The organism is Bradyrhizobium sp., from assembly GCF_016462955.1.
Lineage (GTDB): Bacteria > Pseudomonadota > Alphaproteobacteria > Rhizobiales > Xanthobacteraceae > Bradyrhizobium.
In genome coordinates, this window is sequence record NZ_JAEMSD010000095.1 from 1 (window position 1) to 15,025 (window position 15,025).

Below are 15,025 nucleotides of genomic sequence, written 5' to 3' on the forward strand. Positions count from 1 at the left end.
AGGACGCCACCCTTTCACGGTGGAGAGAGCGGTTCGATTCCGCTAGGGAGCGCCACGGGCCAGAAATCGCCGCCCCGGCATGAACCTCCCTGCCTGCGACCTCCGACCAATCTCCGATCGGAACCGGCAGAGGCCCATGGCGCAGCGTGAGACCATCCCGAACGGCTCGTCCGGCGCTGCCTCGCAGCCGCCGCTCTGGATGCATCGTGCTGTCTCCCCTGCCCCGAACCGGCGGACCGAGATGCTGGCGCACATCGCGCGCGCCCGGTCGGTCCCGCAGCACCAGGCTGCGGCTACGCAGCCGTCCGCCCGGCCGAGGCTCGCGCCTGGTCTTGCCGTTCTCGGCGATGCCTATGGCTACGCAATCCTGTTCGGCATCATCGCACTGCTGCTCCAGTCACTCGTTCCGCTCTACCTCGGCGCATTTCTCTTCCTCAGCGAAGGCACGCGCATCGAGAACGCGCTGGGAGCCCTCGGGATCAGGTTCGACCCCGATGCGGTCGGGCCTGATATCATCAAAGGCTTCGCGCTCTGCTTCGCCTGGCTCGCGCTGCTGGTGTCCTTGCGCGACCAGGTCCCGTCCTGGCTCGTGCCGTGGATGCCGCCGGCCGCCTCATGGTCGTTGATCGCCGGCATAGCGCTTGCGCTCGGCATCTTCGATGCGCTGGCGGCGGCGATGATCCGGCGCGCTGGTCCCTGGTTCGGACTTGCGATCAGCCCCGACGGCCTGATCTGCACGATGATCAAGCTTGCCATTGCCGGGGGCGCCCTGGCGTTGCTCGTGCTGCTCGGGGCGAATTGAACGCCGCTGACCGAAGCCGAGGGGTGACGACCTCGTGACCATCCGCCGCGCCTTGTCGCACGATTTTCGCCCGGCGTATTTACCGGAAATTTACCCCTCCTATTAAGCAGCGGTATGCTTTGCTTAGACTTTGAACGGTACCGTGGAAATACGGAGATCACCCCAGACCCCGGTTGGCGTTCATGTCTGTCGCAGAGTTCCTCAGGCAGCGTGCAGTAGAAGTCGCCGTGAACGGCAGCTACTCGCTGCCCCGCTGGTACGATTGCGAGGGCAGGCTCCGCAGCTTCGCCTGCCGGACCAAGCGGGTCTCGCCCTTCCGCATGATCGTGGACGTGCCGGTGGTCGGCAAGATCGGTGAGCGCGTGACCTCCTACTTCCAGGATTTCGGCGAGTTCCAGTGCACCATCAGCGCGACGCTGAAGGCGGGCTTCCTGATGGAGCTCGAGATGACGCGGGCGCGTCGCGCCTGGATGTCGGAGAAGCTGACCTGGCTCGAGAAGAAGCAGAGGGACGACAGCATTCGGGAGTTGCGGCGTGACGCGCGTTTCGTTCCGCAGGTCTCGCATACCGTGGTGACCTTGGCGGACGGCAGCAGCCATCCCTGCTTCATCATCGACGTGTCCACCGCCGGCGTCGCGATATCGTCCGAGTACGATCCGCCGGTCGGAACCCCGCTCGCGGTCGGTGCCTGCGTTGGGCGGGTGATCCGAAAGTTCGACCAGGGCTTTGCCGTCAAGTTCGCCGAGAGGCAGAACCGGGACGACCTCGTCCGCCTGATCGTCCGTTCGCCCCTGTTGAAGTCGGCCTGACCCTCCGGCTGCCCTATCGCGGCCCCAATGCCGGATCAGCATTTTGAGGTCTGTGCCCCGTGCCGGACCTCATTTGCAGACTTGCGATCGGGGGACCGAATGGCAGTCGACAAGCTCACGATTGATGCGGTCAAGGTTGGCAAGATCACCTGGGACAGGGTCGGCCGGGTCACCGAGCCCGGACGCTACATGTACACCTTTGGCTGGCTCACCATCACCGCGGGCGACCTCGAGGTCTGGAAGCGACATCCGCAGGCTGCGTTCACGCTGCTGGCCCAGCAATCCCTGTCGCAGGAGGCCATCGGCGAGGAATTCCATCTCGGCGCCTTCGACGTCGCCCCCGACGCCGCGCCTCCCATCACCCCGCACTGAGCCCGAGCACTGCACTGCCGATCGAAGAAGCCCGTGTAGTTCCTTGATCTGGCTCGTCTATCCAGGCTCCATATCCGGCGGGCAGCAGCTACCATGAACGACGAGCATTTGTTGTGATGCAATTGATCACGCTTGTATTCTACGTCTCCGCTCCGCGCGGCCGATGAACGGAAGCTGTCGCCCTCGTTAAGAGAGCCGACAGCAGGCGCATGACACATGGTCGCATCGGTGAGCGTGGATATGCGGATCGAAGGAACCTATTTTCGGCGCCAATGTACCTGATCGAAGCGCTCCCCACCGTCCTTGGAACTGCTGCCATCGCCCCGGCGCTGCTGATGCTCTGGCTCGTCATAGCCGTCCAGGAGCGCCCCGGCCCGCCGGCCCAGGTCTGGACGGCCTTTCTCTTAGGGGCGGCCAGCATCTCGCTGCTCGGTCTCGCCCGCGCGCCCTTCGCCAAGATGGTCACCGCACCCGACGACCCCTGGGCGGAGCTGGCCATGCATTCGATCTTCGGCGTCGCGCTGCCCGAGGAAGCCGTCAAGGTGATCGCCATCGTGCTGGTGTCCTCGACCAAGCGGCGGACCTTCGCCAATCCGATGGACACCGTGGTCTATGGCGCCGCGGTCGGCCTGGGCTTTGCCGCCTACGAGAACCTCGCCTATCTGGTCCAGCACGCCGACATGTGGCGCTCGCTGGCTGCGCTGCGCAGCGTGCTGACCGTGCCGTTCCACGGCGCGCTCGGCATCATCGCCGGCGCTTACCTGACGATTGCGCGGGCCGGCACGGCCCTCGGTGCGAACCGGCACCACCGCGACTGGGCCCGTTTGTCCAGCCGGCTGCTGATCTTCGCCGCCCCGCTCGCGTTGCATGCGGGCTTCGACTTCCCGCTGCTCGCTCTTCAGCGCATGCCCGATCTCGATCCGAGCTTGCGGATGTGGCTCGGTGCCACCAGCCTTTTGATCGGCTTCGGCTCGATTGCTTTGGCAATCCGCCTGGTCCGGCGCGCCGCACGCCACCATGCGCCACGGACCGATGTCGCACGCGAGCGGCTCAGCCAGCTTCGCCGCATGTGGGCGCTGCTGCTCGCCGGCGGCGGCATCGGCTTTGTCGGGCTTGCTTTCGTCCTCACCTCCATCCGACACTGGCTGATCAACCCCGAGCGCAACCTGACGCTGGCCTTGATCCCGATTGGTTTCGTCTCGATCCTGCTCGGCCTTGCGCTTCTGATCGCCACAACCGCAATCTACATTCTCGGCCGCAACCGCATCCGCACCACCTCGGATGGATTTTCTTCTTTGCCCGGCGGCGGCTAAGCGCGGGATGGCAAGAACGGTGCACACCCGTTAGATTGAGCCCCATGTTCGAGAGTCGCAGGGGCTGCTCACGAGATCGGGGCCATCATGACGTCGCCTGAGGAATTTTCACGGCTGCAATCCGCAATGAACCAGGCGGTGAAGGCGCATTGGAAGGCCTTCCTGTTCGAGGGCATCCTGCTTGCGGTGCTCGGCATCGCCGCACTGATCCTCCCGCCGCTCGCCAGCCTTGCGACCACGATCTTCCTGGGCTGGATGTTCCTGATCGGCGGTATCGGCGGACTGATCGCGACCTACTGGGCGCGCAGCTCGCCAGGCTTCTGGTGGTCGCTGATCTCGGCCGCGCTGGCCGTCCTCACCGGTATATTGCTGTTGGCCCGGCCGATGCAGGCCGTGCTGACGCTGACCATCGTGCTCGGCGCCTATTTCCTCGCGGAGGGCGTTACCACCATCATGTACGCGCTGGAGCATCGCCGGGAGCTCAGCGGGCGCTGGTCGTGGCTCCTGGTCTCGGGCCTCGTCGACATCGCGATCTCGTTCATGGTGATCACGGGGCTGCCGAGCTCGGCGGAATGGGCGATCGGCGTGCTCGTCGGTATCAACCTCCTGTTCGGCGGCGCCTCCCTGATTGGAATGGCCTTGGCCGCACGCAAGAACGACATTTGAGGCGCGCTTGCCGCCCCCCTTGCGCACATGGGGGGTGACAACCCGCCGGCGGCAGGCTATATGGCCTGCCATGATCACCGTCGCCACCAGCTATTTTTGGTACTTTAGCTACGACAGCTCGCTGGCGGCCGGAGGATCGCGCTCAATCTAAAACATTGCAGCAAACGTCCGAACAAGCCGCCAGACCTGGCGGCTTTTTTATTGGCCGGCAGGTTCTAAACAGACAGGAGCCCGCCGTGCTGAGCACGACCGACGATCTTCGTATCCGCGAACTGAAAGAGTTGAGCACACCGGACGACGTGATGCGGGAAGTCCCGCGCACGCTCACCGCGACGCGCGTGGTGATGGCCGCGCGTAACGCCATCCACGCCATCCTCACCGGCCAGGACGACCGCCTTCTGGTCGTGGTCGGCCCCTGCTCGGTGCATGATACCAAGGCCGCACTCGACTACGCCGAGCGTCTCGCGAAACTGCGCGAAGACCTTGCCGACCAGCTCGAGATCGTGATGCGGGTCTATTTCGAGAAGCCGCGCACCACCGTCGGCTGGAAGGGCCTGATCAACGACCCCGATCTCGACGGCAGCTTCGACATCAACAAGGGCCTGAGGCTGGCGCGCAACGTGCTGTCGGCCGTGAACAATCTCGGCCTTCCGGCGGGCACCGAATTCCTGGACATGACGACGCCGCAATACATCGCCGACCTCGTCTCCTGGGCTGCGATCGGCGCGCGTACCACCGAGAGCCAGATCCATCGCGAGCTGGCCTCGGGGCTGTCCTGCCCGGTCGGCTTCAAGAACGGTACCGACGGCAACGTGCGGATCGCTGCGGACGCGGTGAAGTCGGCCTCGCATCCGCATCATTTCATGGCAGTGACGAAGCTCGGCCGTTCGGCGATCGCCTCGACCGCGGGCAATGAGGACTGCCACATCATCCTGCGCGGCGGAGCTGAGCCGAACTACGACGCGGCAAGCGTTGCCGCCGCCTGCAACGAATTGACCAAGTCCGGCGTCGCGCCGCTGGTGATGGTCGATGCGAGCCACGCCAATTCGAGCAAGAAGCCGGAGAACCAGCCACTGGTAGTGACCGACATCGCCGGTCAGATCTCAAGCGGCGAGAGCCGCATCATGGGCGTGATGATCGAAAGCAACCTCGTCGCCGGCCGTCAGGACGTGGCGCCGGGCAAGCCGCTCACCTACGGCCAGAGCATCACCGATGGCTGCATCGACTGGGCAACAACGGCAGCCGTGCTCGAGCAGCTTGCCGACGCCGTCGAGATCCGACGGAATACAAGGCGCGCGGGGCGGCACGAGCGATCCGCATGAGGCACCCGAGGCGAAGCATCTGTCGCCTGCTCCGCTCTTCACTTCTCCCCCCGGGAGAAGTGTAGCTCAGCAGCCGCGGCAGATGCTCTTGATCTTGCGATCGAGCTCGGCGTCTTCCTTGTTCGCGGGCGTGTTCGGATTGCTCAAATTCCTCTCGCTCGGCACGTCGGCCGCACGCGGCTGGCGGTGACCGACAGGCGCCGGCAATACCGTCCCAGAGGTCGCGCCACCGGATGTGGATCCCTTGGAGCCGCCGGTCTGCGCCACCGCCGGGCCGCCGAGCAAGACCACGAGCGATACGGCCAACATGATCTTCTTCATTTTCTTATCTCCATTCTCAGAGCGGCGCACGCTCGATACCCGCTCAGGTCTCGGGCGGATAAAGATGAACGTCGCCGCAATAATCCAAGATACGATACCGCGTTTCGGCTTCGGCTTCATCCGCTTCGGCCGCGATATTTTGCGGCGCCAGCAGGTAGCTCGGCCCGACCGGCGACTTGCCGGCGCCGCCGGGAATATCGATGACATAGTCAGGCTGACACAACCCAGATACCCGGCCGCGCAACTGTCGCATCAAATCCTGTCCCTCGGCCAGCGTCGTTCGCAAATGCACGGTGCCCGGCGCGAGATCGCCGTGATGCAGGTAATAGGGCTTGATTCGGCATTCGACGAAAGCTCGCATCAAATCCGACAAAGCGGCAATGTTGTCATTGACGCCGCGCAACAGCACGGATTGGCTCACCATTGGAATGCCGGCGTCGACGAGACGCGCGCAAGCGGCGCGCGCCTCGCCAGTCAGTTCGCGCGCATGGTTGGCGTGCAGCGCAACCCAAGTGGTCGCGCCCGCGACCTTGAGTGCCGCGACCATCTCCGCGCTGACGCGCGCGGGGTCGGCCACGGGGACGCGTGTGTGGAAACGGATGATCTTGACGTGATCGATCGCCGCGAGCTCGGCCATGATCTCACTCATCCGTCGCGGCGACAGCATCAGCGGATCGCCGCCGGTCATGATGACCTCCCAGATCTCGGGATGCGACCGGATGTAATCGATCGCCGCGCGATAAGCGGCCTCCGACAGCGCGTTGTCCTTGCCGGGACCGACCATCTCGCGGCGGAAGCAGAAGCGGCAATAGACCGCGCAGACGTGAACGAGCTTGAACAGCACGCGATCGGGATAGCGATGCACGATACCGGGAACCGGCGAGTGCGGGTGATCTCCGATCGGGTCGGCATTCTCGCCCGGCTGCACCTCCAGCTCGGCCGCGGCCGGAACGAACTGCCGCGCGATGGGATCATCCGGATCGGTCTTGTCGATCAGCTCGACGAGATCAGGCGTGATCGCAACGGCATAACGCGCGGCGACCCGCTCGAGCGCGGGCAGCGCCGCCGCGGGCGCCAGGCCTTCGGCTACGAGCTCGACCGGCTCGCGCAGGGTGCGTGCAAGATTCGCCTTCGTCATCTCTCATCCAGAGGCGGCGTCCACACCACCTGATCAATTCGCGTTGCGCCGCTCGCCAGCATCACCAGCCGGTCGAAACCGAGCGCAACGCCACTCGCCTCCGGCATTGCCGCAACCGCGGCCAGGAAGTCTTCATCGAGCGGATAGGCCGCGCCATAGCGGCGCTGCTTTTCCGCCATCGATTCCGTGAAGCGCTTGCGCTGCTCCTCTGCGTCGGTGAGCTCACCAAAGCCGTTGGCCAACTCGACGCCACAGGCATAGACCTCGAACCGTTCCGCAACCCGCGGATCGTCCGCCTTGACCCGCGCCAGCGCCGCCTCTGGAGATGGGTACTCGAACAGAATGGTCAAACGCCCCTGCCCCAGATGCGGCTCGACATGCTCGACCAAGACCTTGCTGAAGATGTCCGACCAGGTGTCGTCCTCGGCGATCCGGACCTTCCCGCCGGCCGCCGCGGCGAGCGCCGCACGGTTACCCTCGCCGCCCGAAATTGTCGACAGCAGGTCGATGCCGGCAAAGCGCTCGAAGGCGCCCGCGACGGTCAGGAGCTCCGGCTCGGCGAATGGATCGGCGGTCCGGCCGCGGAACGAGAAGGTCCCGATTGCGGTCGCCTGCGCCGCACGGGCGATGACCACGACCGTATCGGCCATGATCGCGTCATAGGGAGCGCGCGCCCGGTACCACTCCAGCATGGTGAATTCCGGCAGATGCAGGTCGCCGCGCTCGCGATCCCGAAACACCCGGGCGAACTCGAAAATCCGCTCCTCGCCCGCCGCCAGCAGCTTCTTGCAGGCAAATTCGGGGGAGGTTCGCAGGTAGCGCCTGGCACGGCTGCCGTCCGGCCGCACGATCTCGGTCCCGGGGGCATGCAGATGGGTCTCGTTGCCCGGGGAGACCTGAAGAACCGAGGTTTCGACCTCGACGAAGCCCTGCTCGGCGAAAAAGCCGCGTAACGCCCCGGTAATGGCCCCCCTCGCTGTAAGGAAGGGCCGCCGGTCGAGGTGCCGCTCGGGCGACCAGAATGGCGAGATCGGCTTGTCCCCAGCCATTAACCGACCGCCCCTTGGGACAGCAAAAGGCTGGCATTCAACGACAAAATGCGTATGTTGCGGCCCGAAACGGGCGCCAAGGTCCGATTTGAGGCCCCAAGTCCCCCATCGATTTGACCACGTCCTGGCCGCAGCCGGGCCAAGTAAGCGGGAAATACAGCTTTGAGAGTCATCGCCAGTTCTATTCGCAAGGGCAACGTGATCGAGCAAGACGGCAAGCTTTATGTCGTCGTCAGCGCCGAGAACATCCATCCCGGCAAGGGCACCCCGGTCAGCCAGATCGAAATGCGCCGAATCTCGGACGGGGTAAAGATCTCCGAACGCTACAAGACCACCGACCAGGTCGAGAAGGCCACTATCGAAGAGCGCAACTACACCTTCCTGTACGAAGATGGGGACGGCTACCACTTCATGAACCCCGAGACCTACGACCAGGTCCAGGTTTCCAAGGACGTCGTCGGCGACGCGGCCGCGTATCTTCAACCGGACATGACCGTCAAGCTGTCCATGCACGACACCAACCCGGTCTCAATCGCGCTGCCGCAGCGTGTGACCTTGGAAGTGGTCGAGACCGAACCCGTGACCAAGGGCCAGACCGCCTCCTCCTCCTACAAGCCCGCAGTGCTGTCCAACGGCGTGCGCACCACCGTGCCGCCGCACATCTCCGTCGGCACCCGCATCGTGGTGATGACCGAAGACGGCTCGTACTCCGAACGCGCCAAGGACTAAGCGAGCAACCGAGGATCGGAACAGGTACCGCCGGGGGGCGAGGCAGTGGGCAGGCACAGTTTCCGCTTCGTCTCGCTCCTCATGGCGTCGCTGTCGCTCTCCATTGCCGCACCGCTGGCTGCCGAGGAATTCCGCAGCCCTTCGCTGACAGCCCTGCGCGTCGACTGGCGCGCAGCGCTCGACCAGCTCCGTGGCGAGATCAACAGCCGTCCCCAGATTGCGGGCGATTTCATCTTCGCACCCCGTCGTTCGGTGCCGCGCCACGATCCGCGCGCGATGCCCGCACTGGTGCAACTCAACGCGATCTCCTCGCGCTTCTTCACCGGCATCACCCGCAGTCCCGTTCCGGTGCTGCTGCCGTTCGACGCCGCCGCGTATCTCGAGGCGCAGCGCAGCGGCGCGCCGGCGACGCTCGCGCTGTCGCGCTACCAGGCCGACTTCAATCCTGTCGACATCTTCGATGCCGGCCCTGCCGGCTACAGCGCGACCTTCTCGTTCGATCCCGGCGCCGGCGAGGGCATGCCAAGCCGGGTGTTCGCAAGGCCCGTCGAGGTGCAGATCACGGGTTCGGCGCTGATCTACGACATCGCCGATCCGGCCGGGGGCAAGGGCGAGCCGGTCAGGCCACTCGCAGCGACCTACCCGGATCTGCGCAGGTTCATCCGGGAAGGCTATGTGCGCTACGCCTTCACCCGCTTCGGCGCCGCCTATGTGGTCTCCGTGCAATGTCTCGACAGCGTCGCCAGGCCGCGGCGGCTCGCCTGCAAGGAGGCCTATCCGGTTGCCGAGCGCTTCCTGAAGGCGCTGCGCGTCGCGGGCGGCCAGCGCATGCGGCCGCTGACGGATGTTGCCTCCAACCTCGTCGATCGCCCCGCGGCTCGTTCGCCGGATTTCAGTTACCGGCCGAGCGGCGACATCATCCCGAACACCGGCTACCGCAAGCAGGGCGGCCACCCCGACGCCATGGCCTACGCGCAGATCCGCTTCCCCCTGGAGAAAGCGCCCGCTTTCGTGCGCTCGCAATCATACGGCAAGCGCGACAAGAGCGAAGGTCCGACCGCCTATCCCTGGCGCGACAATTTCTGCGAGTCGCGTAGTTTCGAGGTGTGGCAATGTGGCGGAGGCTACGGCCATCAGGGCGAGGACATCCGCGCCGCCGACTGCCCGCCGCCCGGTGAAGGCCGCGAGCCCTGCGATCCCAGGCAGCGCGCCGTCGTCGCCGTGCGGGACGCGATCGTGATCCGCGGCGCCAAGGACCAGGCGGTGACACTTCAGGTCAATAGCCGCACCGAGCACATCCGCTTTCGCTACATGCACATGAACCCGCACGCCATGAATGCCGATGGCGTTCTCAACGGCCGGCTCGTCACCGAGGGCGAGAAGATCGGCGTGGTCTCGAACTACCTCGACCGTCCCGCCGGAACGTCACTGCACCTGCATTTCGACGTCCAGGTGTTCACCCGCGACGGCTGGATCTGGGTCAGCCCCTACGTCACGCTGGTCTCGGCCTATGAACGCCTGATCCGCGCACGCGGCCGCGAGGTCGGCCCGGATGTCGCAGTCACGGCCCAGCCGGTGGCTCACGCCCTGCCCGAAGACGTGCTCAAGCCGGACCTGGGCAAGAGACCGGGTGACGACGAGAACTGACGGCTTGCTCGTTCGTTGCCGGAGCGTGCAGGAGCATCTGGTCGCACTCCGCCGGCTCCAAACGAAGAAGGACAGGGTTGATGAGTGTCGGACTGATCGGTCTTCTCGACGACATCGCAGCGATTGCAAAGGTGGCAGCGGCCTCGCTCGACGACGTGGCCAGCCAGGCCGCCAAAGCAGGCGCAAAGGCCGCCGGCGTGGTCATCGACGACGCGGCCGTCACGCCGAACTACGTCATCGGCTTCGCATCGAAGCGCGAATTGCCGATCGTCGGCAAGATTGCGGTCGGATCGCTGCGCAACAAGCTCCTGATCCTGCTACCCGTTGCCCTGCTGCTTGGTTACTTCCTGCCCGCCGCGGTCACGCCGCTGCTCATGCTGGGCGGAGCCTTCCTTTGCTATGAGGGGGCCGAAAAGGTGCTCGAAGCCGTGCTGCCGCATCATGCGCACCAGCACGAAGCGCAGCTCCAGCCGATCGCGCTTAATGCCCGTTCGGTTGAGGACGAGAAAGTCGCGAGCGCCATCAAGACGGATTTTATCCTGTCGGCCGAGATCATGGCGATCACGCTGGCGGCCCTCCCGCCAGGCAGCATCTGGACGCAGGCGTTCGTCCTGGCGCTGGTCGGCCTCTGCATCACCGTCGGGGTTTATGGCGTGGTGGCCCTGATCGTAAAGGCGGACGATATGGGTCTGGCCCTTGCGCGCTATGACAGTGCCTCGGTCGTTGGCGGCGCGATCCGCGCGCTCGGACGCGCGGTCGTTCGCGGCATGCCCATCTTCCTGACGGTGCTGAGCACCATCGGCACCGCCGCCATGATCTGGGTCGGCGGCGGCATCATCCTGCACGGCATCGAAAAGTACGGCCCGCCCGCGATCGGCCACATGGTCCATGCCGCAACCGAGGCTGGCGCACACCTCCTTCCCGCCGCTGCCGGCATCATCTCGTGGTCGATCGAGGCAGCCATCTCGGGCGTGCTTGGACTGCTCGTCGGCGCAATCGCCATTCCGTTGGTTGAATACGGACTCTCGCCGGCGTGGAAACTGTTGCGGCGATCGCCATCGGCCTGAACACGGCCGTCGCGGATGACGATCGCGGCCTACTCCAGGAACGTCGTCAGCTGCGCGCCCTCATCGGCCACGAACACCGCGATCAATTCCGCCGGCTCGGTCATGCTGGCATTGGCCGAAACCAGATGCGTCGAGCCCGGCGGCTCGAAGAAGGACTGGCCGACGCCGAACGTCGCGACCGGGCCGCCGCCGAGCTGCGAGCGGATCTCGCCCTTCGTAACGTAGGCGGTGACGGAGCCCGCGTGGCGATGCGGCCGCGAAAACCCGCCGGGACCGTAGGACACGCGAACGATGGTCACGCGCTTGCCCGGGACGTTCGGCAGCGCGTAGGAGCCGATCGGCTCGACCTTGTCGAGCGGAGAGCCCTCCGCCGCCGTGGCGCAAAGCGGGGCCAGCGCGTCCGAGACAGCGTCGAACGTCACCGGCAACGCCTTGCCGATCGCAAGCGCACAGGCGAGTCCTGCGACGATGGCGACTGCCATCGAGCGCGACGGCATCGGGCGCTGTGCGACGGCCAAGCTCATTGCTGTCATGCTGACCTCCCCGCGACTATCAGGACGCAGCAGCGTTCGCCGTGACCGGCCGCTTGGCCGGCGTCCAGCGATAGGCCGCACCGAACCGGTTCCAGACGTTGATCGAGGCGACCGCCGAGGTCAGGTACGCCAGCTCGGTTTCGGAGAATTCGCCCGTTGCCTCCGAATAGACCTCGTCGCTGACGCCATCGGGAAGCAGCGTCAAGGCTTCTGTCCAGGCCAGCGCGGCCCGCTCGCGCGCCGAGAAGATCGGGGCCTCGCGCCAGACCGCGACCAGGTGCAGCTTGTCGACGGGGACGCCGATCCGTTCCGACAGCAGAACGTGATGTTGCACGCAGAAGGCACATCCATTGATCTGCGAGGCGCGCAGCTTGACGAGCTCAAGAAGCTGCTTGTCGAGACCGGCCTTGCCCGCGACCTGGCCGAGCGCCAGCACCAGATCGTAGGCATCCGGAGCGATCCGCTTGAAATCTTCGTATTCGCTGCGGGCGTGTGACATTGCCGTTCACCTTGTGTTATTGTAAGAAGGCATACATCTTATAAGAGTTCTTATATGTCACGCAAGCCTACCGTCAACGCAAAGCCGCAAGCCGCTCGCAAGATGCCCGCATCGGCCGATAGCGGCACCGTACATGTCCCCGCCGCCGGCGAGGGCAAGCGCGGCGAGCAAGGCTATCTCGGCTATCTCTTGCGACAGGCCCACGCCGCGGTTCGCCTGACCATGGAGCGCACGCTCGCCGATCTCGGCGTGACGTCACCGCAATTCGCGGTGCTGACGATGCTGAAGGCCTATCCTGGCCTGTCGGGGGCCGACGTCGCCCGCCTCACGTTCCTGACGCCCCAGACCGTCGGCGTCATCATCCGCAATCTCGAACGCGACGGCGCGATCGTGATGACACCGCATCCCGTCCATGGCCGCATCCAGCAATGGACGCTGACGCCGCGCGGCGCGACACTGCTCAAGGCGTGCCGGCAGCGCGTGCTGGAATTGGAGAAGCGCCTCGCTCAGGATCTGGATTCAAGGACGGAAGTCGCGATACGGCGTTGGCTTGCGGGAATTGCGGCTGACCTGCAGGAGGATTAGGCGACCGGCATTCACCGTCGGCTCCCTTATCGGCAGCGCACGCGCTATCCGCCCCGCAACGCCTTCTCGACCTCGCCATCGGGCCAAGTCGCGTCCGCCGCGATCACCCGGACGCGGCTTTGATCGGCCGTGTTCACCAGCACGTGCGAACTAACCTGATCAGCGCTCTGCTCCAGACGCAGATCGGTTTCCGGCTTCCAGCTCAGTGTGGCAGCGAGATCGCCGGGAAAGATCTGCCATTGCGATCCGTCCTCGAGTTCGACGACATGGCTTTCCGCATGGGTTCGTATCTTCATTCCACCACGTCTCTCAAATGGAAGGCAGGCCTCGTTCCCGTGTGAAGGGAATGCCGGAGTGCGACACTTGTTCCGCTGGCAACAGCGACGCGCTCAGGCAAGATCCGCGGCCATTTCCGGCCCAGAACCGACTCACACAAGCCATGTTTCCGGCTAGACTGTGCCCATGAAGAACGCTGATTCCTCACCCCGTCCCACGCGCCGCGCTCTGCTCCAGTCGACGCTCGGTGCAGCCGCCTTGCTTGCGCTCCCGCCCCGCGCTCTCGCAGCGCCTCCGGGCTTCGACGAATGGCGCGAAGCCTTCCGCGCGCGCGCGATGGCAAAGGGTATTTCGGCTGCGACATGGCAGCGCGCGATGGGCCGGGTCGAGCCTGACATGAGCGTGTTCGCGCAGATGCGCAACCAGCCGGAATTCCGCGAGCAGGTGTGGCAGTACATCAACCGGCGCGTCTCGGACTGGCGCATCATCAACGGCAAGGTTGCACTGAAGAACAACGAGGCCTTGCTCGCCCGCATCGAGCGTGATTTTGGCGTCGAGCGCGGCACGTTGCTGGCGCTATGGGGCGTCGAGTCGGCCTATGGCGATCCCCTGGTGCAGCAGAACCACATGAGGCCGGTGTTTCCCTCGCTCGCCGCGCTCGCCTGGAACGAGCCGCGCCGCAAGGCCTATTGGGAGACCGAGTTGATCAACGCCCTGCGCATCGTCGACAAGGGCTGGAGCACGCCGGAGCAGATGCAGGGATCCTGGGCCGGCGCGATGGGGCATTCGCAATGGATGCCGGAGGTCTGGCTCAATGTCGGAATCGATTATGACGGCGACGGCAAGGTCTCGCCGTTCGGCAAGCCCGACGACGCGCTGGGCTCGACTGCAAAATATCTCGTCAATCGCGGCAAATGGCATCGCGGCGAACATTGGGGTTATGAGGTGCGCGCGCCCGGCAACGTCGGCGGAAGCCGCACCTATGCGGCGTGGCAGGCAGCCGGCGTTACTCGCGCCGACGGCCAGCCGTTTCCGCAACCGAACGCATCCGCGCAAATGTGGACGCCGGTTGCCGACGGACCGACATTCCTGCTGGGACCGAACTTCTATTCGGTGAAGAGCTACAACCCTTCCATGAACTATGCGCTGGCGATCTGCCATCTCGGCGACCGCTGCCTGGGCGCGCCGCCCTTCATCCAGCCATTCCCCGGCTCCGAACGCGCGTTGACGCTGGCCGAGGTGCAGGAAATGCAGACCCGCCTGACCAAGGCCGGCTTCGATACCGGAGGCACCGACGGCCGCGTTGGCAACGACACCATGAAAGCGGTCAAGGACTTTCAGCAGAAGGTCGGGATCACGCCGGCGGACGGGTATGGCGGGCTGAAGGTGCTGGCGAAGCTGCGGCAGGGGTCGTAACGGACGCCCCCTCCCGCCGTCATTCCGGGGCGCGCCACTTGGCGCGAGCCCGGAATCCATTCCGCCGCGTCGCCTGCTGTCCGATGGATTCCGGGCTCGCGCTTCGCGCGCCCCGGAATGACGGCTGAGCCTCAATGCCGGTACTGCGGCTCCTCCGCATCGAGCTGCCGACGGATCGCGGCCAGATGCAGCCGCGCGGATTCGGTATCGCCTTCGCGCATCTGCCTGTAGGTTTCGGCCGCGACGGCGGGATCCACCGGCAACACCTTCCGTCCGGTCGACATCGCCAGCACCTGCACTTCGGCGGCGCGTTCGAGATAATAGAGATCGTCCCAGGCTTCCGCGATGGTCGGGGCTAGCACCATGACGCCGTGATGCTTCATGAAGACGATATCTGCATCGCCGACGCTTGAAGCGATGCGCGCACCCTCGCCGCTGTCGAGCGCGAGGCCGTTGTAATCGCGGTCGACCGCAGTGCGAC

The 15,025-nt window shown here is 65.3% G+C and carries 18 protein-coding genes; 11 read left to right on the plus strand and 7 right to left on the minus strand.

The genetic code is table 11. From position 1 onward, the window contains the following. The first annotated feature begins 136 nt into the window (after positions 1–136). The 6 genes from JHD07_RS12780 (at position 137) to JHD07_RS12805 (ending at position 5,284) form a co-directional block, all read left to right on the plus strand. Positions 137–802 (plus strand): hypothetical protein, encoded by a 666-nt coding sequence (locus JHD07_RS12780; RefSeq protein ID WP_291622561.1) that lies wholly within the window; start codon positions 137–139, stop codon positions 800–802. 182 nt (positions 803–984) lie between these two features. After that, positions 985–1,611, plus strand: coding sequence for a PilZ domain-containing protein (locus JHD07_RS12785; RefSeq protein WP_291622563.1), 627 nt, complete (start codon positions 985–987; stop codon positions 1,609–1,611). A gap of 99 nt (positions 1,612–1,710) precedes the next feature. Further along, positions 1,711–1,983 (plus strand): hypothetical protein, encoded by a 273-nt coding sequence (locus tag JHD07_RS12790; RefSeq protein WP_291622564.1) that lies wholly within the window; start codon positions 1,711–1,713, stop codon positions 1,981–1,983. A 272-nt stretch (positions 1,984–2,255) separates the two neighbouring features. After that, a complete protein-coding gene (locus JHD07_RS12795) occupies positions 2,256–3,296 on the plus strand; it encodes a PrsW family glutamic-type intramembrane protease (RefSeq protein ID WP_291622566.1) in 1,041 nt (346 codons plus the stop codon). Positions 3,297–3,383: 87 nt separating this feature from the next. Then, positions 3,384–3,962 carry an HdeD family acid-resistance protein gene (locus JHD07_RS12800; RefSeq protein WP_291622568.1) on the plus strand — a complete coding sequence of 193 codons (579 nt, stop codon included), beginning with the start codon at positions 3,384–3,386 and terminating at the stop codon, positions 3,960–3,962. 236 nt (positions 3,963–4,198) lie between these two features. Next, a complete protein-coding gene (locus JHD07_RS12805; protein ID WP_291622570.1) occupies positions 4,199–5,284 on the plus strand; it encodes a 3-deoxy-7-phosphoheptulonate synthase in 1,086 nt (361 codons plus the stop codon). A gap of 66 nt (positions 5,285–5,350) precedes the next feature. On the opposite strand, the gene JHD07_RS12810 is transcribed toward JHD07_RS12805, so the two are convergent. The 3 genes from JHD07_RS12810 to epmA are packed head-to-tail and all read right to left on the minus strand — an operon-like array spanning position 5,351 to position 7,792. Beyond that, positions 5,351–5,605 carry a hypothetical protein gene (locus JHD07_RS12810; protein WP_291622572.1) on the minus strand — a complete coding sequence of 85 codons (255 nt, stop codon included), beginning with the start codon at positions 5,603–5,605 and terminating at the stop codon, positions 5,351–5,353. 43 nt (positions 5,606–5,648) lie between these two features. Continuing rightward, a complete protein-coding gene (locus tag JHD07_RS12815) occupies positions 5,649–6,743 on the minus strand; it encodes a lysine-2,3-aminomutase-like protein (protein WP_291622574.1) in 1,095 nt (364 codons plus the stop codon). After that, positions 6,740–7,792, minus strand: coding sequence for an EF-P lysine aminoacylase EpmA (gene epmA, locus JHD07_RS12820; protein WP_291622593.1), 1,053 nt, complete (start codon positions 7,790–7,792; stop codon positions 6,740–6,742). Before epmA ends, JHD07_RS12815 begins: the two co-directional genes overlap by 4 nt. Positions 7,793–7,954: 162 nt before the next feature. On the opposite strand from epmA, the gene efp reads away from it, so the two are divergent. The 3 genes from efp (at position 7,955) to JHD07_RS12835 (ending at position 11,235) form a co-directional block, all read left to right on the plus strand. After that, the gene (gene efp / locus JHD07_RS12825; protein WP_028136595.1) at positions 7,955–8,521 is read left to right on the plus strand and encodes an elongation factor P; all 567 of its coding nucleotides are present in this window, start codon (positions 7,955–7,957) and stop codon (positions 8,519–8,521) included. A gap of 81 nt (positions 8,522–8,602) precedes the next feature. Then, on the plus strand, positions 8,603–10,168 hold the full coding sequence (locus JHD07_RS12830) for a M23 family peptidase (RefSeq protein ID WP_291622595.1): 1,566 nt from the start codon (positions 8,603–8,605) through the stop codon (positions 10,166–10,168). 80 nt (positions 10,169–10,248) lie between these two features. Next, complete coding sequence (locus JHD07_RS12835) at positions 10,249–11,235, plus strand: DUF808 domain-containing protein (RefSeq protein ID WP_291622579.1); 987 nt, start codon at positions 10,249–10,251, stop codon at positions 11,233–11,235. Positions 11,236–11,264: 29 nt separating this feature from the next. Here JHD07_RS12835 and JHD07_RS12840 read toward each other — a convergent pair whose 3' ends face one another. Continuing rightward, complete coding sequence (locus JHD07_RS12840; RefSeq protein ID WP_291622581.1) at positions 11,265–11,768, minus strand: cupin domain-containing protein; 504 nt, start codon at positions 11,766–11,768, stop codon at positions 11,265–11,267. Positions 11,769–11,787: 19 nt separating this feature from the next. Then, a complete protein-coding gene (locus JHD07_RS12845; RefSeq protein WP_291622583.1) occupies positions 11,788–12,267 on the minus strand; it encodes a carboxymuconolactone decarboxylase family protein in 480 nt (159 codons plus the stop codon). Positions 12,268–12,369: 102 nt separating this feature from the next. Between JHD07_RS12845 and JHD07_RS12850 the strand changes: the two genes are divergently transcribed. Next, positions 12,370–12,852: a MarR family transcriptional regulator gene (locus tag JHD07_RS12850; RefSeq protein ID WP_291622597.1), complete on the plus strand. Its 483-nt coding sequence runs from the start codon at positions 12,370–12,372 to the stop codon at positions 12,850–12,852. 44 nt (positions 12,853–12,896) lie between these two features. Here the strand turns inward: JHD07_RS12850 and JHD07_RS12855 are convergent, their stop codons facing one another. Further along, positions 12,897–13,148, minus strand: a complete 252-nt coding sequence (locus JHD07_RS12855) for a hypothetical protein (RefSeq protein ID WP_291622585.1) — start codon at positions 13,146–13,148, stop codon at positions 12,897–12,899. A 166-nt stretch (positions 13,149–13,314) separates the two neighbouring features. On the opposite strand from JHD07_RS12855, the gene JHD07_RS12860 reads away from it, so the two are divergent. Beyond that, positions 13,315–14,544, plus strand: coding sequence for a lytic murein transglycosylase (locus JHD07_RS12860; RefSeq protein ID WP_291622588.1), 1,230 nt, complete (start codon positions 13,315–13,317; stop codon positions 14,542–14,544). 131 nt (positions 14,545–14,675) lie between these two features. Here the strand turns inward: JHD07_RS12860 and JHD07_RS12865 are convergent. Beyond that, the coding region (locus JHD07_RS12865; RefSeq protein ID WP_291622589.1) for a class II aldolase/adducin family protein at positions 14,676–15,025 on the minus strand (350 nt) is incomplete at its 5' end.